Origin of the sequence: Streptomyces marokkonensis, from assembly GCF_008312835.1 — a bacterium.
Taxonomy (GTDB): domain Bacteria; phylum Actinomycetota; class Actinomycetes; order Streptomycetales; family Streptomycetaceae; genus Streptomyces; species Streptomyces marokkonensis_A.
This window is the reverse complement of record NZ_VSKS01000005.1, coordinates 127,474-147,371: the sequence shown is the minus strand read 5'-3', so window position 1 is coordinate 147,371 and position 19,898 is coordinate 127,474. Positions and strand designations below refer to the sequence as shown.

20 protein-coding genes are annotated in these 19,898 nt (G+C 72.5%); 9 read left to right on the top strand and 11 right to left on the bottom strand.

The window, feature by feature from the left end; translation table 11 throughout:
- Positions 1–5: 5 nt before the first annotated feature.
- The 4 genes from F1615_RS11070 to F1615_RS11055 are packed head-to-tail and all read right to left on the bottom strand — an operon-like array spanning position 6 to position 1,878.
- Entirely contained in the window at positions 6–740 is a 735-nt protein-coding gene (locus tag F1615_RS11070; RefSeq protein ID WP_149548741.1) for a DUF6286 domain-containing protein, read from the bottom strand.
- Positions 737–1,183 (bottom strand): Asp23/Gls24 family envelope stress response protein, encoded by a 447-nt coding sequence (locus F1615_RS11065; protein WP_149548740.1) that lies wholly within the window; start codon positions 1,181–1,183, stop codon positions 737–739. Before F1615_RS11065 ends, F1615_RS11070 begins: the two co-directional genes overlap by 4 nt.
- Complete coding sequence (locus F1615_RS11060; RefSeq protein ID WP_149548739.1) at positions 1,180–1,407, bottom strand: hypothetical protein; 228 nt, start codon at positions 1,405–1,407, stop codon at positions 1,180–1,182. The genes F1615_RS11065 and F1615_RS11060 overlap by 4 nt, the downstream gene beginning before the upstream one ends.
- A 39-nt stretch (positions 1,408–1,446) precedes the next feature.
- Positions 1,447–1,878 carry an Asp23/Gls24 family envelope stress response protein gene (locus F1615_RS11055; protein ID WP_149548738.1) on the bottom strand — a complete coding sequence of 144 codons (432 nt, stop codon included), beginning with the start codon at positions 1,876–1,878 and terminating at the stop codon, positions 1,447–1,449.
- Between the two features lie 137 nt (positions 1,879–2,015).
- Here F1615_RS11055 and F1615_RS11050 point away from each other — a divergent pair, with 137 nt between their 5' ends.
- The 4 genes from F1615_RS11050 to F1615_RS11035 all read left to right on the top strand — a co-directional run bounded on the left by F1615_RS11050 (position 2,016) and on the right by F1615_RS11035 (position 5,835).
- Positions 2,016–2,801 carry a hypothetical protein gene (locus tag F1615_RS11050; RefSeq protein ID WP_149548737.1) on the top strand — a complete coding sequence of 262 codons (786 nt, stop codon included), beginning with the start codon at positions 2,016–2,018 and terminating at the stop codon, positions 2,799–2,801.
- 319 nt (positions 2,802–3,120) lie between these two features.
- Entirely contained in the window at positions 3,121–4,164 is a 1,044-nt protein-coding gene (locus F1615_RS11045; RefSeq protein ID WP_149548736.1) for a fatty acid desaturase family protein, read from the top strand.
- An 839-nt stretch (positions 4,165–5,003) separates the two neighbouring features.
- Positions 5,004–5,207, top strand: a complete 204-nt coding sequence (locus F1615_RS11040) for a cold-shock protein (RefSeq protein WP_004986771.1) — start codon at positions 5,004–5,006, stop codon at positions 5,205–5,207.
- Positions 5,208–5,418: 211 nt separating this feature from the next.
- Complete coding sequence (locus F1615_RS11035; RefSeq protein WP_149548735.1) at positions 5,419–5,835, top strand: CBS domain-containing protein; 417 nt, start codon at positions 5,419–5,421, stop codon at positions 5,833–5,835.
- A gap of 40 nt (positions 5,836–5,875) precedes the next feature.
- On the opposite strand, the gene F1615_RS11030 is transcribed toward F1615_RS11035, so the two are convergent.
- The 3 genes from F1615_RS11030 to F1615_RS11020 all read right to left on the bottom strand — a co-directional run bounded on the left by F1615_RS11030 (position 5,876) and on the right by F1615_RS11020 (position 9,897).
- Positions 5,876–6,235: a hypothetical protein gene (locus F1615_RS11030; RefSeq protein ID WP_149548734.1), complete on the bottom strand. Its 360-nt coding sequence runs from the start codon at positions 6,233–6,235 to the stop codon at positions 5,876–5,878.
- A 205-nt stretch (positions 6,236–6,440) separates the two neighbouring features.
- On the bottom strand, positions 6,441–6,749 hold the full coding sequence (locus F1615_RS11025) for a MerR family transcriptional regulator (RefSeq protein ID WP_037934223.1): 309 nt from the start codon (positions 6,747–6,749) through the stop codon (positions 6,441–6,443).
- 577 nt (positions 6,750–7,326) lie between these two features.
- Positions 7,327–9,897, bottom strand: coding sequence for a sensor histidine kinase (locus F1615_RS11020; protein WP_149548733.1), 2,571 nt, complete (start codon positions 9,895–9,897; stop codon positions 7,327–7,329).
- Between the two features lie 179 nt (positions 9,898–10,076).
- Here F1615_RS11020 and F1615_RS11015 point away from each other — a divergent pair, with 179 nt between their 5' ends.
- Positions 10,077–10,769 (top strand): nucleotidyl transferase AbiEii/AbiGii toxin family protein, encoded by a 693-nt coding sequence (locus tag F1615_RS11015; RefSeq protein WP_149548732.1) that lies wholly within the window; start codon positions 10,077–10,079, stop codon positions 10,767–10,769.
- A gap of 34 nt (positions 10,770–10,803) precedes the next feature.
- Here F1615_RS11015 and F1615_RS11010 read toward each other — a convergent pair whose 3' ends face one another.
- Positions 10,804–11,979, bottom strand: a complete 1,176-nt coding sequence (locus tag F1615_RS11010; RefSeq protein WP_149548731.1) for an MFS transporter — start codon at positions 11,977–11,979, stop codon at positions 10,804–10,806.
- A gap of 80 nt (positions 11,980–12,059) precedes the next feature.
- On the opposite strand from F1615_RS11010, the gene F1615_RS11005 reads away from it, so the two are divergent.
- The 3 genes from F1615_RS11005 (at position 12,060) to F1615_RS10995 (ending at position 14,530) form a co-directional block, all read left to right on the top strand.
- Complete coding sequence (locus F1615_RS11005) at positions 12,060–13,076, top strand: ArsR/SmtB family transcription factor (RefSeq protein ID WP_149548730.1); 1,017 nt, start codon at positions 12,060–12,062, stop codon at positions 13,074–13,076.
- Positions 13,073–13,582: a glutathione peroxidase gene (locus F1615_RS11000; RefSeq protein WP_149548729.1), complete on the top strand. Its 510-nt coding sequence runs from the start codon at positions 13,073–13,075 to the stop codon at positions 13,580–13,582. The genes F1615_RS11005 and F1615_RS11000 overlap by 4 nt, the downstream gene beginning before the upstream one ends.
- Positions 13,583–13,645: 63 nt before the next feature.
- Positions 13,646–14,530: a MerR family transcriptional regulator gene (locus tag F1615_RS10995; RefSeq protein WP_149548728.1), complete on the top strand. Its 885-nt coding sequence runs from the start codon at positions 13,646–13,648 to the stop codon at positions 14,528–14,530.
- Positions 14,531–14,633: 103 nt separating this feature from the next.
- On the opposite strand, the gene F1615_RS10990 is transcribed toward F1615_RS10995, so the two are convergent.
- The 3 genes from F1615_RS10990 to F1615_RS10980 form a co-directional block, all read right to left on the bottom strand.
- Positions 14,634–14,825: a DUF397 domain-containing protein gene (locus tag F1615_RS10990; RefSeq protein ID WP_149548727.1), complete on the bottom strand. Its 192-nt coding sequence runs from the start codon at positions 14,823–14,825 to the stop codon at positions 14,634–14,636.
- 226 nt (positions 14,826–15,051) lie between these two features.
- Complete coding sequence (locus tag F1615_RS10985; RefSeq protein ID WP_149548726.1) at positions 15,052–15,909, bottom strand: helix-turn-helix domain-containing protein; 858 nt, start codon at positions 15,907–15,909, stop codon at positions 15,052–15,054.
- A gap of 288 nt (positions 15,910–16,197) precedes the next feature.
- Positions 16,198–16,956 carry a GOLPH3/VPS74 family protein gene (locus tag F1615_RS10980; RefSeq protein WP_149548725.1) on the bottom strand — a complete coding sequence of 253 codons (759 nt, stop codon included), beginning with the start codon at positions 16,954–16,956 and terminating at the stop codon, positions 16,198–16,200.
- Positions 16,957–17,193: 237 nt separating this feature from the next.
- Between F1615_RS10980 and F1615_RS10975 the strand changes: the two genes are divergently transcribed.
- Positions 17,194–19,878, top strand: a complete 2,685-nt coding sequence (locus F1615_RS10975) for a D-alanyl-D-alanine carboxypeptidase (protein WP_425385635.1) — start codon at positions 17,194–17,196, stop codon at positions 19,876–19,878.
- Positions 19,879–19,898 lie beyond the last annotated feature (20 nt).

Below are 19,898 nucleotides of genomic sequence, written 5' to 3'. Positions count from 1 at the left end.
ATCACTCAGCCCTTCTTCGGGCGCCGGACGCGCACGGTCAGCTTGGGTTGCCGGGCGAGACCCAGGAACGTCACGGCCTCGCCCAGCGTGGAGTCCAGGTCCGCGCGGACGTCCTCGATGTCGCGGAAATGGGCGCGTGCCCGGGCTTTGACCTTCCGGCGGCCGACGGCGACCCGTGCCGACTGGACACCGGGCACCTGCACGGCCCGGTCGCGCAGGACCAGGGCGGCCGCGCGGCGGTCGAGCCCGGCGCGGACCTCCTCCCTCCGGGGGATGCCGGAGGGCTGCCGCATGGACAGCAGCCTGCGCAGTCCCGGCGTCACCGCCAGCAGGAAAAGCCACAGGCCGAGGGCCATGGCCACCGCGGCCCCGACGATCATCCAGACGTCGTCCAGTGGTCGTGTGGCCAGTTCCTCGGCGAGCCGCCGCCGCCATCGCATCGCGGACCTGCCCGCACGGACCGAGACCACGTCGTACAGGAGCAGTCCCACGGCCGCGGCGGACAGCAGGGCCACCAGGGCCGCGGGAATCCGCCGCGTCGACCAGAATCGGCGCCGCGGCCGGCCCGATGCCTCGACAGCTGACGTCGAGCCGGCTGTTGTCGCGTCCTTGCCCGGGGCGCCGTACTCGCCCGGGGCAAGGTCCTTGCCCGGGGCGCCGTCCGTGGAAGGGTGCGCCTTTCCGGGTTCGGGGGGAAGGCCGCTGTCACCGGCCGGCTGCCGCCGGGGGTTCGCGCTCATCTCACCCTTTCCTGGTCCGTGTGCCGCGTGTGCCGCGTGTGCAGTCTCCCGACCGACACCACGAAATCCGACACGTCCATACCGGACCATGTGCTGAGCCGTTCGGTGACCTCCCGGCGCACCGCGGCGCACTGCGCACCGATGTCGGACGGATAGCCGAGCTCGACGGTGATGCGCAGCCGTGCCTCGCCGAGCGCCGGCCGTCCGGCGGCGGACTCGCCGTCCCGCCCTGCGGTCTGCCGCTCCGGTGCCCGCCGCACGGAGGTGGTCACATGGGGCGTCCGGCGGCCCGGCGGTACTCGGCCGGCCGACTCGGTGAACCGGCTCAGCGCCTCGCGCGCCACGCGGGAGGCGATCTTCGCGACGACCCGGTCGGCGACGGTGGTCGCACCGCGCTCCTCACGGGGGATGCCCGGACGCCGCTGCTCGGCTTCAACGGTCACTGCCGCCAGTCTCCTCGAGCCCGTCGACGGTCGTCGCGGATCCGGTCCTGCCGGTCCCGGCGGCGGACGAAGTCTCCCGGTTCGAGATCACCTTCGGTGAACCGCCCGACCACGAGACCGACGACGCCCAGCCCGAGCACCAGCAGGAACGCCCAGAAATCACCGAAATACGCGGCGAATCCCAGCGCCATTCCGGCCATCAAGCCCACCACGGACCTGCTCATCACGCGCTCCTTCGCTCACCCGGGCCGCTGCGGCCCCGGCTACTGGATCCGCTGCCGTTCCTCCCCTTCGTCCTCCTCGTCGGGGAGCTTCACATCGCTGACCGTGATGTTGACTTCGACGACGTCCCGACCCGCCATCCGCTCCACGGCGGCAATCACGTTCTCCCTCACCTCACCGGCCACGTCCGTGATCGACACGCCGTAGTCGACGACGATCTCCAGGTCGATGGCCGCCTGCCGCTCTCCGACCTCGACACCGACCCCGCGGGTGACGGACTTGCCGCTGCCGGCGCCGGGCATCCGCTCCCTCATGGATCCCATGGAGCGGGCGAAACCGCTTCCCAGGGCATGGACGCCAGGCACGTCCCGTGCCGCCATTCCGGCGATCTTCTCCACCACCACGTCGGCGACCGTCGTCCGGCCACGAGAAGCGGGAGCGCCACCGTGCCTTGCGCCGGTGTTCTCAGTCATCGGGATAATCCTCCCTCAGAGGTCCACCTTGCCCTGATTTTTCTGATTATATTCATCTTAGTGCGCACTGCAGGACTTGAATGCGGTGCGCAGCGAGAGGGTCGGACCAGTGGTCTGAGAGAGAGGGTGCGAGGGCGGTGAAGACCGAGGCGTGGACGCAGGCGGTACGGCGCCGGCTCGACCTGGGCCGGCTGCTTCCCCTGGGCGGACCCGCCGACGGGGCATGGATCACCGAGCAAGCGGCCACCCAGGCACTCGGGCGTGCCGCGGACGAGATCCCCGGGGTGCGGCTGGAGTCCCTGCGCATCGGGCCGGAGCCGCTCGAACCCGTGTCCGAGCCGGCCGTCCGTCCGCCGGCCAGCGCTATGCCGCCGGGCCCGCTCAGGATCGACGCCGCCTTTTCGGCATCACTCGGGCAGCCGCTGCCCGAAACAGCCGACCAGTTGAGGAGCGCGCTGCTGGACGCGGCCGCTCGACGGCTCGGCCTGGTCACGGTGACGGCCGACCTGCGCGTCACGGATCTCCATGAGGTCCCGCAGACGGGTACGAAGCCGCGGACCGCGGCGAGATCCATGACGCCCGCGCCTCAGGACCCGCCCGGAGCCGCAGCCGCAGCCGCGCGGGGTTCGCTCCCGGTGGCCGGAGCCGGCTCCCTGCGGGGGCCCGTCAGGGACCTGGCGGACGCCGCGACGGGTGTTCCGGGCGTCGCCGGCCTCACCACCGTGCTGGGGAGCCGCCCGGTCAGGATGGAGGACCAAGCCGACCCGCCCGGCCGGCGTGTCGAGGTCCACCTCTCGGTCGCCCCCAAGCACCACCCCCTGGAAGTCGCCCGCGCCGTCCGGGCCGCCGTGGCCCACGCGGCGGCCTCCGACGCCCCTGGACCGGTCACCGTTGCCGTCCTCATCACCGAGACCGCGGCTTGACCGGTCAGGCGTCCGCGCACTCATCACCGATCAGCGGGACCCGCCTCACCGGGCCGGAGTCGGTTCCGCCGGCATGCGAGACCGCTCCGGAAGCCCCGTCATGTGACGGTGTGAAACACCTCCGGCGGGGTACCCGGTCGCGGAAAGAGGGCCTGCGCAGCCGCTGACCGACGAAGCAGACGTCCCCCTTGCTCCGCGCCGGGCGCGATGCGTCCGCACGCACATCACGGAGGACGTGACGCTCTGCCTGCGGCCCGGTCCCAGCGGCTCCCGGGGCGGCGCCGAGCCATCGGCCTCCTTCGGAGAGAGTCCCACCATCATGAGCAGTGACACCACGGTCCGCCCCACGCCCTCGGAGGCGTCCGGCAGTGACTTCGCCCGCTTGTCGAGAAAGATCGCCGCCGCCGGGCTGATGGAGCGCCGTCCCGGCTACTACGCCCTGCGCATCACGGTGGTGGCCGGGCTCTACGTCACCGGTTGGGCCGCCGTCGCACTCGTCGGCGACAGCTGGTGGACACTGGCGGTCGCCGCCTTCCTCGCCGTCGTCTTCGGCCAGGTCGCCCTGCTCGCCCATGACGCGGCGCACCGTCAGGTGTTCCGCCGGCGCCGGGCCAGTGAGGTGTCCGGACGGATCGCCGGTGCCGGTATCGGGATGGGCTACGGATGGTGGCAGGACAAGCACACCCGCCACCACGCCAATCCCAACCACGAGGAACTCGACCCCGACCTCGCCCCGGACCTGCTGGTCTGGTCCCAGGACCAGGCGCGGGCCGCCAAGGGGCTCCCCCGCCTGATCGGGCGCCGGCAGGCGTTCCTGTTCTTCCCGCTCCTCACCCTGGAGGGGTTCAACCTGCACGTGTCGAGCGCGAGGGCACTGGCCAATCGCTCGCTCAAGCACCGCACGCTCGACGGTGTCCTGCTGTTCGCGCACTTCGCGCTGTACCTGACCGTGCTGCTGTGGCTGCTGCCGCCTGGCATGGCGATCGCTTTCGTCGCCGTCCACCAGTGCCTGTTCGGCGTCTACCTCGGTTCCGTCTTCGCGCCCAACCACAAGGGCATGCCGATCCTGAAGGGCGCGGACCGCCCGGACTTCCTCCGCCGCCAGGTGCTCACCTCACGCAACGTGCGCGGCGGCAGGTTCACCGACATCGCACTGGGCGGGCTGAACCACCAGATCGAGCACCACCTGTTCCCCAGCATGCCCAGCCCCAACCTGCGCAGGGCCCGGACCATCGTGCGGCGCCACTGCCAGGAACTGGGTGTGGACTACGTGGAGACCGGGTTGATCGCCTCCTACCGGCTGGCCCTCGCCAGTCTCCACCAGGCCGGAGCACCACTGCGGCACGCCCGCGTCCCCGCCTGAGAAAGCGGCCGGAGCCGTCGGAGGCCGTGACACGGTCACAGCCAGAAGGGCCGGCCTCGGACGGATCACCTCCCGGGCCGGCCCTTCGTCGTGGGGCGCCGAGCCACGCGCGTGCCACCACGGGGAGGAGCCCCCACCCAGTGGTCGCCACCCCGGACTCGGACGGCGCGGGCCTGAGCGCGGTCCGCGCGGCGGCCGGCCCACCAGTGCCCTGTTTCCGCCCTCGGTGACCGCATCCGGTCGGTCGATCCCCGCCCCGGCACGACCGCCGGCTGACGAGCGACGCCCGTCCCACGGCCGTGCTCGGGTACAGGAGACAGCCACGGTCCGATGGTGGCTCGGGCTTCCGCAGGCGAAGGGCGTGACCGTTCAGAAGCAGTAAGCAGGACCAGGCGCGGACAAGGAACCGCCGGCCTCGTAGCCCGCGTCGCGGTACGCGCGGCCCGGACGGTCAGCGCCCAGGCGGCGCCGCCCGCGGCGGCTCCGGACGCCGCGGCAGGGGAGGCAGGAGCCGGCAGGACATCGTCCGCGGCCGCTTTTCCCGGCTCCCGGGCACCCCGTATCTGCAGCCGCGGGACAAGAATTCAACGCGAAGTGCGGGCAGTTTCCTTGGAGCAGCGAACGGAGCGTAATTCACCGAAATACACGGAGCGCCGCAGCGTGCTACTGTCGATCGCAGTTGCAGTTGTGGTTCCCGAAACTTCAAGCACTCTCCGCCGGCATCCGTGCCGGGGGAAGTGCTTGTGCATTTCCGGTCTTTTCCGGGCGGGGTGATCATCGCGGCGACACGGTGTCCGCACAGGGCGGACGTCGACGCACTGCCCCAAAGGAGATATGACATGGCTACTGGAACCGTGAAGTGGTTCAACGCGGAAAAGGGCTTCGGCTTCATCGAGCAGGACGGCGGCGGCGCGGACGTGTTCGCCCACTACTCGAACATCGCCGCCCAGGGCTTCCGCGAGCTGCTCGAGGGCCAGAAGGTCTCCTTCGACATCGCGCAGGGCCAGAAGGGCCCGACGGCGGAGAACATCGTTCCCGCCTGACGCCGAAGCGCATCGCGCAGCTGGGGCCCGCATCCTTTGGGGTGCGGGCCCCAGCTGCTTGCGTTTTCACCGTGCACGGTCCCCTGCTTCGGAAGTCGCGGCCAATCGCGGGATTCTTCCGCGTTCCATTCGGCGGGCTTTCGACTGTCGACCGCCGATTTCCGGGACCGTCCCGATCAGAAAGCCGACCCATCACTGCAGGAGGTACCTCTTGACGCCGGTCCAGACGCATTCCCGTTCGACCCGTTCAACGCACCCCGCCGCTGTGCACGGGACCGTGGCCGACGTCATGTACGCGGCCGGGCCCCAGGTCTGGAACGACATGACCGTCGAGGTGGCGCTGTCCGTCATGGCCGCTGCCGGCACAGGTCACCTCATCGTGTGTGACGAGGACGGCCAGTGCACCGACCTGGTCACCCGGGCCCGGCTCACCGCCGTGCGGACCGGTCTCGGATACACGGACCGGGTCCGCCTGCGCGATGTCGCCGGCGTCGACGCCGGCGGCTTCGCCTCCCCGCTGACCACGGTGGCCGAAGCCGAGCACGTCATGCGGCACCGGCGGCTCGGGGTCCTGCCCGTGGTCGACGAGGACGGCAACGCTCTGGGCGTCATCGCCCTCTCCCGCTGAACCGCCCCGCCGCCACCGGCCCCCCTCGTGTGCCGCGGATTCAGTGGTCGGAGTAGCTGAAGTCGCCCACGGTCCAGGCGCTGACGTCCTCGATCGCGACGCGGTACATCCCTCCCGTCTCCGGGATTCCCACCGTGCCCTGCAGGATCCGGGCCACGTGGAAGTGCAGGTGCGTGGGCGGGCCGTCCTTCCTCGGGGGAGAGTCGAAGACGGCGGAGAATCCGCTCAGCTGGGCGGAATCCGTCAGCACCTCCGCCACCCTCCGGCGCCACACGGCTTCGGGAGCGAGGCGACCGGTGATGACGGCACCACCGGTGACCACGGTCAGGGACATCTGGCTGCTCTGCCCGGACTCCACGAGGGCGGCGATGTTAACGATCAGCTCGTCAGGCTTCACCATGGGAACGGATTCTATGCACCGGCCCTCCCGGCCGACTTGGGTGGTGGCATGCCGGGGGGTTCGCGGGTGAACGGGCCGGGGGCCGCACCACCGCCCCAGGCCGGACTGCGACGCCCGGCCCGATCGGCCGCCGGCCGCGGATCCGGGGGCTACCGCCCGCCGTCAGGGCCCGGGGCGGGCGTCCGCCTCGGGGCCTGGCCCGCCATCACCGCGCCCGCAGTTCCTCGTTGATGCGCCGGGCCTCTTCGAGCTGGTCCTCCAGGATGATGATGCGGCACGCCGCCTCGATGGAGGTCCCCTGGTCGACCATCTCACGGGCGCGGGCGGCGATACGCAGCTGGTAGCGGGAGTAGCGGCGGTGACCGCCCTCGGACCGCAGCGGCGTGATCAGCCGGGCCTCACCGAGCGCGCGCAGGAAGGCGGGCGTCGTGCCGAGCATCTCCGCTGCTCGCCCCATGGTGTAGGCGGGGTAGTCGTCGTCGTCGATCCGGTCGAGCGGTGTGTCTGCGGTCATCTGCACCTCTGGTGGAAACTGCGTGGTCGTGCGCGGGGAATGCGTCGAGGGGCCTTGGTGCCGTACGGCACCAAGGCCCCGAGGGATTTGTAACACCATCTGCCGGCTTACTGCACTGCCGGCCCTACGTATCCGCACCTGCCCCGGCGAGGGGCGGAGAGTGCGGGGATCGCGGATGCGTGACCGTGTGACCACCTTCCGTTCCGGGGCCTGCGGTACCCGGGCGGACCGTTCTCGCCCGGGCGATCCTGATGGCGTTCGCCTCCTTCTCTCTTTCTTCCGTGCGTGGCACCTCTTGATACTGCGGGTACTGCGTCCTGCCGGCGGCCCTGATGAGGCCACCGGGCCCGGCGGTCAGCGAGGGGACCACGAAACCTGCTCCGGCCCCGTCACTCCACCGCCGTGCCCTACCTCGGTCCTGCATGCGGGCAGTTCGTGTCTGCCCGCCTTCACGGATGTTCCTGTCGACAGAAGAGAGACTAACTCCTTCGCGGACACATGTCTACAGCGACCACTACAGGTTTTAGCCCGTGCGAGTGAACGGTTCTTCACCCGTGAGCGGGAGGCCGGAGACGGGTCATTCCGGCGGCGGTGCCGCTCCGGCGCGGGTACTGGAGCGCGTCGCGGGATCCGGTGGGCGGTCCTCGGCGGCCGGAAGGCTGAGGACCATGGTGAGGCCGCCGCCGGGGGTGTCCTCGGCCTGCAGCGTGCTTCCCGTGGCCTCGGCGAAACCGCGGGCGACCGCCAGGCCGAGGCCCACCCCGTCGCCCTGCGGGGCGTCCCCGTGGCGCTGGAAGGGGGAGAAGATGCGCTCCTTGACCTCGTCGGGTACGCCCGGTCCCCGGTCCACCACGCGCAGTTCCACCCGGTCGGCGAGCGTGCTGGCCGCGACCAGGACCGGCTCGCCCCGGGGGCTGTACTTGACGGCGTTCTCCACGACGTTGGCGACCACCCGCTCCAGCAGCCCCTTGTCCGTCGCCACCATGGGCAGGCTCTCGGGGATGTCCAGGACGACGGCCGTTCCCGGTTCCGGAATCCCTCCCAGGGCCAGCGGAACCACCTCGTCCAGGTCGACCTCGCGGATGAGCGGCGCGACGGTTCCGGTCTGCAGTCGGGACATGTCGAGCAGGTTGCCGACCAGGTGGTCGAGACGGTCGGCGCCCTCCTCGATCGCCTCCAGGAGTGCGGCCCGGTCCTCCTGCGACCACTCGACGTCGTCCGACCGCAGCGACGACACCGACGCCTTGATCCCGGCGAGCGGAGTGCGCAGGTCGTGACTGACCGCGGCGAGCAGGGCGGTACGGATGCGGTTGCCCTCGGCCAGTTCCCTGGCCCGGTCGGCCTGGGACTTGAGCCGCCGGCGGTCCAGGACGACGGCGGCCTGCGCGGCGAACGCGGCCAGGACGCGACGGTCGGAGGCGGGCAGGACCCGCCCGGAGATCGCGAGCACCAGGTCGTCGCCCACGGGCACGACCACGTCGGCGTCCTCCGGCCGCGGCACGGCGGAGGCGGCGCCGACGCTGCCGGCGCAGGTCCACGGCGCCTTGTCGTCCTGCCGTTCCAGCAGGGCCACGGAGTCGACCGCGAAGGTCTCCCGCACGCGGTCCAGCAGTGCCTCCACACTGGTCTCGCCCCGCAGCACGGTGCCGGCGAGGAAGGACAGGGTCTCCGCCTCGGCGCGCAGCCGGGCCGCCTGGTCGGTACGGCGTGCCGCGAGGCCCACCACCGAGGCCACGGACACGGCGACCCCCACGAAGACCACGAGGGCGACGATGTTCTGGGGGGCGGCGATGGTGAAGGTCCGGACCGGCGGCGTGAAGAACCAGTTGAGCAGCAGCGACCCCACCACGGCGGAGGCGAGGGCGGGCGGCAGCCCGCCGAGCAGCGCCGCCGCGACCGTGAGCGCCAGGAACAGCAGCAAGTTGTTGGCCAGGCCCACGTCGGGCAGGGCGGTCTTCAGCAGCAGGGCCAGCAGGAGGGGGCCGAGCACGCCGGCCAGCCACCCGGCCAGGATCCGGGACCGTCCGAGGCGTGCGCCCCGGGCCGCGGGGAGGCCGCGGCCCTTGCCCACCTCGTCGTGCGTGATGAGGTGGACGTCCAGGTCGGGCCCGGAGTCGCGGGCGACGGTGGCGCCCACGCCGGGTCCGAGCACGTACTGCCAGCCCTTGCCCCGGGACGCGCCGAGCACTATCTGGGTGGCGTTCGCCCCGCGGGCGAACTCCAGCAGCGCGGTCGGGATGTCGTCGCCGACGACGTGGTGGAAGCTGCCGCCCAGGTCCTCGACGAGGGTGCGCTGGACGGCCAGTTCCTCGGGCGAGGCCGAGGTCAGTCCGTCGCTGCGGGCCACGTAGAGCGCCAGTACCTCACCTCCGGCGCCCTTCTCCGCGAGGCGGACCGCCCGCCGTATCAGCGTCCGGCCCTCGGGGCCCCCGGTCAGGCCGACCACGATCCGCTCCCGCGAGCCCCAGATGGCGCGGACCCCGTGCTCGCTGCGGTACTGCTGCAGGTACTCGTCGACCCGGTCCGCCACCCAGAGCAGGGCCAGCTCGCGCAGGGCGGTGAGGTTGCCGGGGCGGAAGTAGTTGGACAGGGCCGCGTCGACCTTGTCGGGCCGGTAGACGTTGCCGTGCGCCATCCGGCGGCGCAGGGCCTCGGGGGTCATGTCGACCAGCTCGACCTGGTCGGCCCGGCGCACCACCTCGTCCGGCACGGTCTCCTGCTGGCGCACGCCCGTGATGGACTCGACGACGTCGCCGAGCGACTCCAGGTGCTGGATGTCGACCGTGGAGATCACGTCGATCCCGGCCGCGAGCAGTTCTTCCACGTCCTGCCAGCGCTTGGTGTTGCGCGAGCCCGGGACGTTGGTGTGGGCGAGCTCGTCGACGAGGACCACCTCGGGGCGGCGGGCCAGCACCGCGTCCAGGTCCATTTCCGTGAACGAGGTCCCCCGGTACTCCAGCCGTCTGCGCGGGACCTCCTCCAGGCCGTGCAGCAGCGTCCGGGTGCGGGGCCGGTCGTGGTGCTCCACGAGGCCGACCACGCAGTCGGTGCCGCGCTCCACCCGGCGGTGCGCCTCGGACAGCATGGCGTAGGTCTTGCCGACGCCCGGCGCCGCGCCGAGGTGGATCCGGAGTCTGCCGCGTGCCATGGTCTCTTCTCTGCTTTCGTGCCGGTGCGGATCGTACGGCCGGGGTCAGTGTCGTACGGCCGCCGCGGGCTCCCGCCGGGCGTGCTCGCGCCGGACGACGGCTGCGGCCGGCGCGGCCCCGATCCGGTCCGCACGCCGGCTGCCGGTCATGGCCGGACGCTACCCGCGATAATCGGGGCATGACCTCATCCCCGGCCGGTGTGGACGACGTGCACGAGCGGCTGGCGGGCGATCTGCTCGCCGTGGGGGCGCCGTACGCCCTTGTCCTGGCCGGTGGTGACGCCGTACGGGCGCACGGGCTGGTGGACGCCCGGATCAGCCGGGGGGTGGACCTGGCGACGGAGCATCCCGCGGCCATGGCGGAGATCGCCGACGCGGTCCGGGCCGGTCTTGAGGGGCGCGGATGGACGGTCGGGAGCCGGGAGGCCGATCCGCTGGCCGCGCGGCTGGCCGTCGGTGAGCCCGCCTCCGGTGCGGAGTGCCGGGTCGATCTGCGCAAGGAGGTGCTGTGGCGGCCGGCGGTGGAGACGCGGGCCGGTCCCGCGCTCTCCCTGGAGGACCTGACCGGTACGGCGGTACGGGCGCTGGCGGACCGGGGCCTGCCCCGTGACCTCGTCGACGTCCACGCGGTCTCGGACCGGTGGAGCCACCCGGAGCTGGAGGAACTCGGGCGCCGCCACGCCCCCGACACCTTCGACCTCGCCGAGCTCCAGTCCCGGCTGACCGGCACCGAATGGCTCGACGACGGCGAGTTCCGCGCCCACGGCCTCGACGGCCCGGCGATCGACGACCTGCGCCGCTGGGCCCAGGCATGGGCGGACGACATCGCGGAGCGGCTGGTGGAGGGGGAGGTCCCGGAGGAGGACCGGTAGGGCGGCAACGGAGCTCGGGGAGGCCGGTGGGCGGTCAGGCCCGGACGGCGGTCCGGTGCTTCGAGCCGGTCGCCGACAGGAGCAGGGTCACCACGGCCGACGCCACCGCCAGTGCGGTCATCGCGGCCGGGGGCGAGGTGAGCTGGGCGAGGCCGCCGGCCAGGGCCGCGCTCACGCCCTGCATCGTGAGCATGCCGGAGGAGTGCAGGCCGAGGGCGTGGCCGGAGAGTTCCGGCGGGGTGAGGGCCATCAGCCGCTCCTGCTGCACCAGGCTCGCCCCGAAGCCCACGGAGGCCACGGCGACCAGAGCCGCGGCCACGGGCACGGGCGGGCCGAGGACGAAGGGCAGGTAGGGCGTGGCGAGGAGCAGCAGCAGCGGGGTGGCCAGCCGTCGGCGGCGGTCCGGCGGCACCAGGCGGCCGACCGTGATGTCACCGGCGAGCATCCCCGCTGCCGCGCAGGCGAAGAGGGTTCCGGCGGACTCGGGGGCGTAGGAGACGTACAGGGATTCGCAGCCGACGATCAGTCCGTTGGGGATCCACAGGCCCAGGTGGACGCGGCGGCGGGGCGGGGACGACCAGAGCCGGGCGTTGGCCCGCCAGGTGGCCCGTACCGAGGGGCGACCCGTGGCGCGCGGCGGGCGGCGGGTCAGGCCGAGACGGGCGACGAGCGCCGCCGTGGCGTACAGGGCCGCCGCGAGCAGCAGCGCCAGGCGCGGGGAGAGGACCGCCACCAGGACGCCGCCGGCCGCGAAACCGGTGATCTGCAGGAGGCCGTTCATCATGTTGAAGGCCGAGCGGCCCAGGAGGTAGCCCCCCTTGGGGAGGATCTCGTTCAGCAGGCCCCAGCCGACTCCCCCGCCCACCGACGCGACCAGCCCCTGGAGCGGCAGGACCGCGAAGACGGCCGCGACGGGCAGGCCGGGGAGGGCGAGGAGCGCCGTGAGCGCCGCGAAGGACAGGGCCGTGCCGGCCGTGGTCGCCCGGGGCGGCAGACGGTCGGCGGCCGACAGGAACAGGGTCGCGCCGAGGACGTGCGCGAGGGACGGGCCGAACATGCTCAGCGCGGTGAGCAGGGGTGAGGCGGTCTCCCGGTGGACGAGGGTGGCCAGGGCAAGGCCGCTCGTCGTCCGGGCCAGGGTCTGGGCGGAGGCGGCGAGGAAGAGCGGAGTGAACTCGGGGGTGCGGAAGAGGTCCCTGTAGCTGCGCATGCGCGGAGTCTGGGGAGGGCGGCGGGGCGGTCGTTAATGTTTCGCGCACGGGCGAAACAACCTCCGGGAGGCGGGCGGTCGTGGGCTGGTGGCGGATCAGTGCGGACACGCTCGCCGGGAGCCGGTTCGTGCTCTCGCCGCTCGCCGAGACCTTCGCGAGTCTGCGGCTGCTGCACGCGGCGCGGGCCGCGCACCCCGGTGAGCGGGCGTGGCTCGACGCCCATCTGCCGGCCTACCGGGCGCGGCTGACGGCCGATCCGGTGACCGCCCTGCTCGTACCGTCCGCGCTCGGAACGGTGTGGATCGCGGACTTCCTGACCGTCACCCCGCGGGGTGACGAGACCTTCGAGGAGGAGGTCGAGCGGGTGCGCGGGGTCCCGCCCGCCACCGCCCGCGCGCATCTGCGGGTCTCCCTGGGCGGCCCGCTGCCCGCCCCGCTGGACCGCGACGACCTGGGCGAACGCGCAGCGGACCTCCTCACGCACGTCTGGGAGGACGCCGTGCGCCCCTACTGGTCGCGGCGCCGGCGGATCCTTCAGGCCGATGTGGTGGCCCGGACGGCGCGGGTGGGGCGGGGCGGCTGGGCGGCGGTGCTGGACGCGCTGCGGCCGGGGACGCGCTGGCTCGGCGACAGCCGGCTCCAGGTCAACGCGCACGAGCTGCCGCCGCGCGAGATCTCCGGGGCCGAGCTGCTGTTCGTGCCGGTGACCCCGCAGCGGGTGGGCTGGGTGTCGTGGGAGGGGACGCGGCGCTACGCGCTCGTGTACCCGTGCGCGGGCGCGCTGGCCGGCGAGGCCGGCCGGGAGCCCGTGCCGGCGGGCCTGGGAGCGCTGCTCGGCACCGCGCGGGCCCGGGTGCTGATGCTGCTCGGCTCCCCGATGAGCACCAGCCATCTCGTCGCCGTGACCGGGCAGGGCCTGGGCTCGGTCGGCCGGCACCTGCGGGTGCTGCTGGACGCGGGACTGGTGGAGCGGTGCGGCAGGGCGGGCCGGTCGGTGCTGTACGTACGGACGGCGGCGGGTGAGGTCCTCGCCGAGGCCGGCCGGGTCGGGCCGGTCGGGGACGGGTCACCTCGCGGGGCTAGGGTCGGCTCATGACGACTGCAGAGAACAACGGCACTTCACCCCTCGACGTCGAGATCGGCGCCCTGAACGGCGGTTCGGCGGACCTCGCCCGGTACGCGGGCCGGGCCGTGCTCGTCGTGAACGTGGCCTCCAAGTGCGGGCTGACCCCGCAGTACGCCGGCCTAGAGCGGCTGCACGAGCGGTACGCGGAGCGGGGCTTCACGGTGCTCGGCGTGCCCTGCAACCAGTTCCTCGGGCAGGAGCCGGGCAGCGCGGAGGAGATCGCCGAGTTCTGTTCGGCGACGTACTGTGTGACCTTCCCGATGACCGAGAAGGTCGAGGTCAACGGGGACGGGCGGCACGCGCTGTACGAGCGGCTGACCGGTTTCGCCGACGGCGAGGGGCACAGCGGGGACATCCGCTGGAACTTCGAGAAGTTCCTGATCGGGCGGGACGGCGAGGTCGTCGCCCGTTTCTCGCCGCAGACGGAGCCGGAGTCGGCGGAGGTCGTCGCGGCGGTCGAGAAGGCGATCGGCTGACCGTTTGACCTTGCCCCTGGGGCAGGGGTGAGCGTCTCTCCCGCCGGGCGGAAGGGCCGCCCGGTGGCGGAGGATGTCGGCGTGGACGAGGAACTGCTCTCCATCGGAGCGTTCGCGGCGCGGGCGCGGCTGTCGGCCAAGGCGCTGCGGTTGTACGACCGGCTGGGGCTGCTGGCCCCGGCGCGGGTCGACGGGGCCACCGGTTACCGGTTCTACCGGGCCGGTCAGGTCGAACGGGCGCGGCTGGTGGCGCTGTTGCGGCAGCTGGACATGCCGCTGGCCCGGATCGCCGAGGTCGTCGACGCGGACGGCGGTGCGGCGGGGGCCGAACGGCTCGCCGCGTACTGGGCGGACGTCGAGGCGCGGCACGCCGGGCAGCGGGCGCTCGCCGACTACCTCCGTGGACGGTTGTCGGGGAGGAGCTCCGAGATGTACGGGAAGTTCGTGGTCGAGACGGTGGACGTGCCGGCGCAGGTACTGATCACCGAGTCGCGGCACGTGCTGGCGGACGAGTTGCCGGCGTGGATCGGGGCGTCGCTGGGCCGGCTGGAGGAGGCGGCCCGGGAGTGCGGTGGTGTGGCCGGGACGCCGTTCGTGGCGTACCACGCCGAGGTGTCGACGGAGAGCGACGGCCCCGCGGAGGCGTGCGTCCCGGTCGCCGACGAGGCGGCGGCGCGCGCCTGGGCCGGGGGCCGGGGCCGGGCCCGGGGCACGACGGTCCGGGTGGAGCCCGCGCTGCGGCTGGCCTGCACCCGGATCGCCAAGGCGCAGGTGGCGCATCCGCAGATCCTGGCCGCCTTCGAGGCGGTGGAGGAGTGGATGGAGGCCGAGGGGCTGACGCCCACGGGCCCCTGCCGGGAGGTGTACTTCGCGGACTGGTCGGCCGCGGGTCCTCAGGACCCGGTGTGTGACGTGGCCTTCCCGGTGGGGCCGCCCGCGGAGGGCTGAGCCGGCGCGGTCGTCCTGGCCGGGAGGACACACGCCGAGCCCTCTCGGCTAGGACGGCGATCTGGTCGAGAGGGCCCTGCCGGTGGTGCTGGTGACGGGGTGGTCAGTCCTTGACCGAGGCCACGAAGGCGCTCCACGCGTCCGCGGGGAAGGCCAGCTTCGGACCCTCGGGGACCTTGGTGTCCCCGAGCTCCAGCGCCGCCTCGGTGGTCGACCTGACCATCACGCACGCGCCGTTGTTGTTGGTGTAGGAGGACGTCGTCCACGTTTCCGTGGTGCCCAGACGAATTGCCATGTTCGCTCCGTAGCCAGATGCTGAGTTGCTGTCACCGGCCTGCGCATTCCGGCATGGACCGCAGAACGGATTTCGCCAACCCTCACTGGTGGTTGGCGTGATCGACGCTACTCGCCAACATCTTCTTCCGGAGCCGCCGTTCACTCGACCGGATGGCATATTCCAGGCGAGACTTCCCAGCAGACATACCGACGATGTAGAGTCCCGCCCCACACCTGACGGCGGCTCAGCGTGCGTAGTCCTTCGCGAGACGTTCCACGAGCTGACGGGACTGTTCCACGTTCAGCGACTGCGCCCGCAGGTGCTCGTACATCACCGTGTACTTCTGCACGTCGTGCGGCTTCTCCAGATACAGGTCGCTCGTGACGCCCTCGATGTACACCACGCTCGAATCGGCCGCGTCGGCGAACTCCAGGATCGAGTACTGGCCGTTGATGCCGGCGTGCGCGCCGACCTCGAACGGCAGCACCTGCACGGTGATGTGCGGCAGCTGGGACAGCTCCATGACGTGCTCGAGCTGCTCCCGCATCACCTGGCGGCTCCCGACGACCCGGTGCAGCGCCCCCTCGTCCAGCACCACCCACAGCCGCAGCGGGTCCTTGTCCGCGGTGATGCGGCTCTGCCGGCGCAGGCGGACCTCCACCCGCTTGTCGTTCTCCTGCCCGGACGACTCCGGCGAACCGCCCTGCACGATCGCCTCGGCGTACGCGCGGGTCTGCAACAGGCCCGTGATGATCTGCGGTTCGTAGACACGCAGCGACTCCGCGTCCGTCTCCAGACCGATGTAGACGCTGTACGGGATGTCGCCGAACGCGTGCCACCAGCCCTGCTGGCGGGAGTCCTTGGCCATCTGCATCAGCGACTCGACGATCCGCTGGTCCTCGACCTCGTACACCCCGCACAGGTCGCGGACGTCGCGCTGGCTGATGCTGCGCCGGCCGTTCTCCAGGCGGCTGATCTTCGACTGCGAGACCAGCAGTCGCTCCGCCACCTCCTCGGCCGTCATGCCCTTGAGCTCACGGAGCCTGCGCAGCTCCTGGCCCAGCCGGCGCCGCCGGACGGTGGGATTGACATTGGACGCCACGGGACGTGCACCTCCGGCTGCGTGCCTCGTACTTGCCACTTTGCGTGTCTGCTCCTGAGCAGACTGCCACCAAGGCGCTTCCCACCGCTGGGAAACGGTGGATATACGACGGGTACACGCCACTTCACCGACGTGTGGCGGGCGTCGAGGCCGGGCGGGGCACGCCGAGCGGGGCGGAGAGCGCCCGTGCGCTCTCTCCGCCCCGCTCGGACAGCGGCTCCCGTGACCGGGTCTGCGGTGCCGTGGATCCGTGGTGTGCCGTGCCGTTCGGCCCGGGGGACGTACGGCTCAGTGGGCCACGGCGCGTGCCATGGATCCACGGTGCGGTTGCGCCGGAACGCCTCGGGCGGGTTCCGGCGCGCCCCTGCCGCCGGCGGCGGCCTGCCGGCCCGCCGGCGGTGCGGAGCTGCGGCGCGGCTGGGCCGCCGCGCCGTTCTGGACGTCCATCACGGCGTGCGCGACGAGCCCGCCCATCGGGTCGTGCCGGATCAGGTCCCGCAACCGGGAACGCGAGGAGCGTCCCTCGTTCCCCGGGTACAGGTGCTTGCCGAGACCCACCGCGTGCGCCAGTGCGGCGAGCGCCGCGGTCCGCGGGTCCGGCGGAACGCCGGTGCGGATCGCGGAGTCCAGCCGGGCCCTGATCTCCCGGCTGATCTCGGTGTCCGTCGCCTGGTAGCGAGTCGTCGGCAGCACCCCGCACATCTGTCCGGCCACGGCATGCACCATGCCGCACCGCTCCAGATGCGAGAGGTAGGTCTGGCGGAGCCCGAGACGCGGCCCGCCGATCCAGTGGACCGCCCGCACGGGAGCGCCACGCCTTCGCAGCAACTCCAACGCGCAGTCCAGTGTTGGGTCTCCAGTCGGCCGTGGCACCACCACGGCGATACGATCCCCGTCTGGGGCTATCCGTCCGGCCAGCGCCAGCTCCACTAGCTGTGCTCCGGCCAGACCGAGGTCGAGCGACTGCGGCTGTGCAGTGGTACCCGTGGCCGGGTCCAGTGCCAGCAGCAGAAGCTCCTCCGGAAGTGTTCTGCGGCTCCTGCCCATCCATGCCTCCCCGCGTGGATGAATGACAGGGTGACCCCTCTCACATTGGTCTGTCGAGGGTGCGTGACCGGTTCGTAGTGGAACCGGTAGGTATGTCGTTCTCGTCTACCGCGTGGGGTAAGCCCGCACACAGGACACTGGTACATGGTTCGGACAGCGCTGCGGAGCGCTGTCGGGGCGGGCGGTTCACGGTTCGGTTGGCGCACGCGGGGCGTGCGGCGCATGGAGGAGGCATCGGTGGCGGGCGAGTCCCCCGACAGGTCGAAGCAGCGCGAGTCGTCGGCAGAACGGACGTCGGGGAGCGCGGGTCCGGTTCCCGGGAGCCGGGATCCCCGGTTGGCGGTGGCCCGCGAGGCCGAGCCCTCGGAGGGCCGCGGAACCGCCGACACGGCCACCCGGGTGCTGTCGGTGCGCGACGACGGGCCGTCCGGCGAGCGTGACGATTCCGCGACGGACGGTGACGGCCGCCGGCTGCGCGAGGCGGTCGCCGCGTGGGTCCGCCCGGCGGAGCCCGGCGAGGACCTGAGCGGTGACGCCGGGCGGGAGCCGGACGAGGACGAGCGCGACGCAGCGTCGTCCCCGCCGGAGGCGGACGAGACCCCGCGGAACGACACCGCGGCGGACGCGGACGCCGGCCAGAAGGCCCCGACGGGCGACGCTTCCGGGAACACCGGGGCGGACGGCGGCTCGGGGGACACCGGCGCGGACGCAACCACGGACGACACCTCCGAGGACGCCGGCGCGAACGACGGCTCCGGGGACACCGGCGCGAACGCGACCGCGAGCGATGCTCCGGAAGACACCGGCGCGAACGCAACCACGGACGACGGCCCCGAAGACACCGGCGCGAACGCGACCGCGAGCGATGCTCCGGAAGACACCGGCGCGAACGCAACCACGGACGACGGCCCCGAAGACACCGGCGCGAACGCAACCGCGAGCAATGCTCCGGAAGACGCCGTGGCGGACGCCACCACGGACGACGCCCCCGAGGACACCAGCGCGTCCCGTGACGAGGACGAGCCCTCCGGCGCCGTGACCGAGGCGTCCGCGGCCGCCACGGCCGATGAGGGGGCCGATGCCTCCCGTGACGGCGACGCGGACGACGCCTCCGAAGCGACGTCGCCCGTGCACGGCGACGGCGCCGACGCGGATGCCGCCGCCTCCGACGGGACCGGCACCCCGGAAGGGGACGGCGCAGCCTCGTCCGGCGAGGACGGCGACGGCGCCGACGCGGACGCGGGCCCGTCGAGGACCGGCGGCGCGGGCTCGCCCCCCGCCGCCGAGGGGGCCGAAGCGAAGGGCGGCAAGGCCAAGGGCCCCGTCGATCAGCCCACCGCCGTCTTCCGGACCGGGCGGCCGTCCTCCGCGCCCTCCGTCGACCAGCCCACCACCATGCTCAAGCTGGGCGACGCGGCCGCGAAGGCCGAGTCCGACCGCACCGGCACGAAGGACGACGCGGAGACCGGGGCCGAACGGACCAGCAAGTTCGTCGCGCTGAAGAAGCTCGACGACCCCGGTGTCCGCAAGCCGCCGCGCGGCACGGACGCCACGACCGCGCTGCGCACCGTGCCGCCCGCCGAGGCCACCACCTCGCTCCCGCAGGTCGGTCCGGAGCGGACGACGCAGCAGCCACTGCCGCCCAGGCCGCCGCTGGACCTGCTGGCCGAGCTGACCAACACCCCGCCGCCCCCGCAGACCCCGCTGCGCACGGCCGTGCGGCGGGTCAAGATCTGGACGCCGCTGGTCCTGCTGCTGGTGATCGTCTTCGCGGTCGTGCAGAACGTCCGCCCGCTCCCGGCACCCACCCTGGAGCTCACCGCCGAGGACAGCTACACCTTCGAGGGCGACGAGATCGACATCCCGTGGCCGGCCAAGGGGCAGGCCGCGCTGGACGTCGACGGCATCGGCACCTTCGGCTCCTCCGGGGAGCAGAAGCCCGTACCGATCGCCAGTGTCGCCAAGGTCATGACGGCGTACCTGGTCCTGCGCGACCACCCGCTCAAGAGCGGCGCCGAGGGACCGAAGATCAAGGTCGACGAGCTCGCCGAGAAGCAGTCCGACGCCGGTCAGGAGTCGACCGTCGACGTCACCGCGGGCGACGAGATCTCCCAGCGGGAGGCGATCGAGGCCATCCTGATCGCGTCCGCGAACAACGTGGCGCGGCTGCTCGCCCGCTGGGACGCGGGCTCGGAGAAGGCGTTCGTCGAGAAGATGAACGACGCCGCCGAGGACCTCGGCATGACCAACACGACGTACACGGACCCCTCGGGTCTGAACAACACCACCGTGAGCACCGCCGTGGACCAGGTGAAGCTGGCCAGGGCCGCGATGAAGCAGCCCGCCTTCCGCGAGGTCGCCGCGATGATGGAGTACATCGACTACAAGGGCGTCAAGCACGGCAACTGGAACCAGCTCGTCGGCCGCAACGACGTCGTGGGCATCAAGACCGGTACCACCACCTCCGCGCTCGGCAACCTCTCCTTCGCCGCCAAGAAGGACGTCGACGGCGAGACCCACCGGATCATCGGCGCGGTGGTGCGCCAGCCCGAGGGCGGCGCGGACAACACCATCCTGGCCGGTGCCCTCTCCGCGGGTGACCAGCTGATCCGGGCCGCCCAGGGCGCGCTGAAGTCGGCGACCATCCTGAAGAAGGGCACCGTCGTCGGGTACGCGGACGACGGTCTCGGCGGCCGTACGCCCGTCGCCGTCACCGAGGACGTCAAGGCCGTCGGCTGGGCGGGCCTGTCGGTGAAGCTGACGTTCGCGGCGGACGAGCTGCCGCACACGGCGAAGGCCGGCACGAAGGTGGGCACGCTCACCGTGGGCGACGGCACGAGCAGTGCGGTCAAGGTCCCGGTCGCCCTCCGGGAAGACCTCGTGGAGCCCGGCTTCACGGACAGGCTGACCCGTATCGCCTGACACGGGCCGGCACGGCGCAC

Excerpts from the sequence above, each read along its gene's own strand:
- F1615_RS11040 (WP_004986771.1), top strand. The coding sequence starts at position 5,004 with ATGGCTACTGGAACCGTGAAGTGGTTCAACGCGGAAAAGGGCTTCGGC.
- F1615_RS11030 (WP_149548734.1), bottom strand. The coding sequence starts at position 6,235 with ATGGTGAAGCCTGACGAGCTGATCGTTAACATCGCCGCCCTCGTGGAG.
- F1615_RS11055 (WP_149548738.1), bottom strand. The coding sequence starts at position 1,878 with ATGACTGAGAACACCGGCGCAAGGCACGGTGGCGCTCCCGCTTCTCGT.
- F1615_RS10980 (WP_149548725.1), bottom strand. The coding sequence starts at position 16,956 with ATGGGCAGGAGCCGCAGAACACTTCCGGAGGAGCTTCTGCTGCTGGCA.
- F1615_RS11015 (WP_149548732.1), top strand. The coding sequence starts at position 10,077 with ATGACCTCATCCCCGGCCGGTGTGGACGACGTGCACGAGCGGCTGGCG.
- F1615_RS11025 (WP_037934223.1), bottom strand. The coding sequence starts at position 6,749 with ATGACCGCAGACACACCGCTCGACCGGATCGACGACGACGACTACCCC.
- F1615_RS11010 (WP_149548731.1), bottom strand. The coding sequence starts at position 11,979 with ATGCGCAGCTACAGGGACCTCTTCCGCACCCCCGAGTTCACTCCGCTC.
- F1615_RS10990 (WP_149548727.1), bottom strand. The coding sequence starts at position 14,825 with ATGGCAATTCGTCTGGGCACCACGGAAACGTGGACGACGTCCTCCTAC.
- F1615_RS11020 (WP_149548733.1), bottom strand. The coding sequence starts at position 9,897 with ATGGCACGCGGCAGACTCCGGATCCACCTCGGCGCGGCGCCGGGCGTC.
- F1615_RS11045 (WP_149548736.1), top strand. The coding sequence starts at position 3,121 with ATGAGCAGTGACACCACGGTCCGCCCCACGCCCTCGGAGGCGTCCGGC.
- F1615_RS11060 (WP_149548739.1), bottom strand. The coding sequence starts at position 1,407 with ATGAGCAGGTCCGTGGTGGGCTTGATGGCCGGAATGGCGCTGGGATTC.
- F1615_RS11000 (WP_149548729.1), top strand. The coding sequence starts at position 13,073 with ATGACGACTGCAGAGAACAACGGCACTTCACCCCTCGACGTCGAGATC.
- F1615_RS11070 (WP_149548741.1), bottom strand. The coding sequence starts at position 740 with ATGAGCGCGAACCCCCGGCGGCAGCCGGCCGGTGACAGCGGCCTTCCC.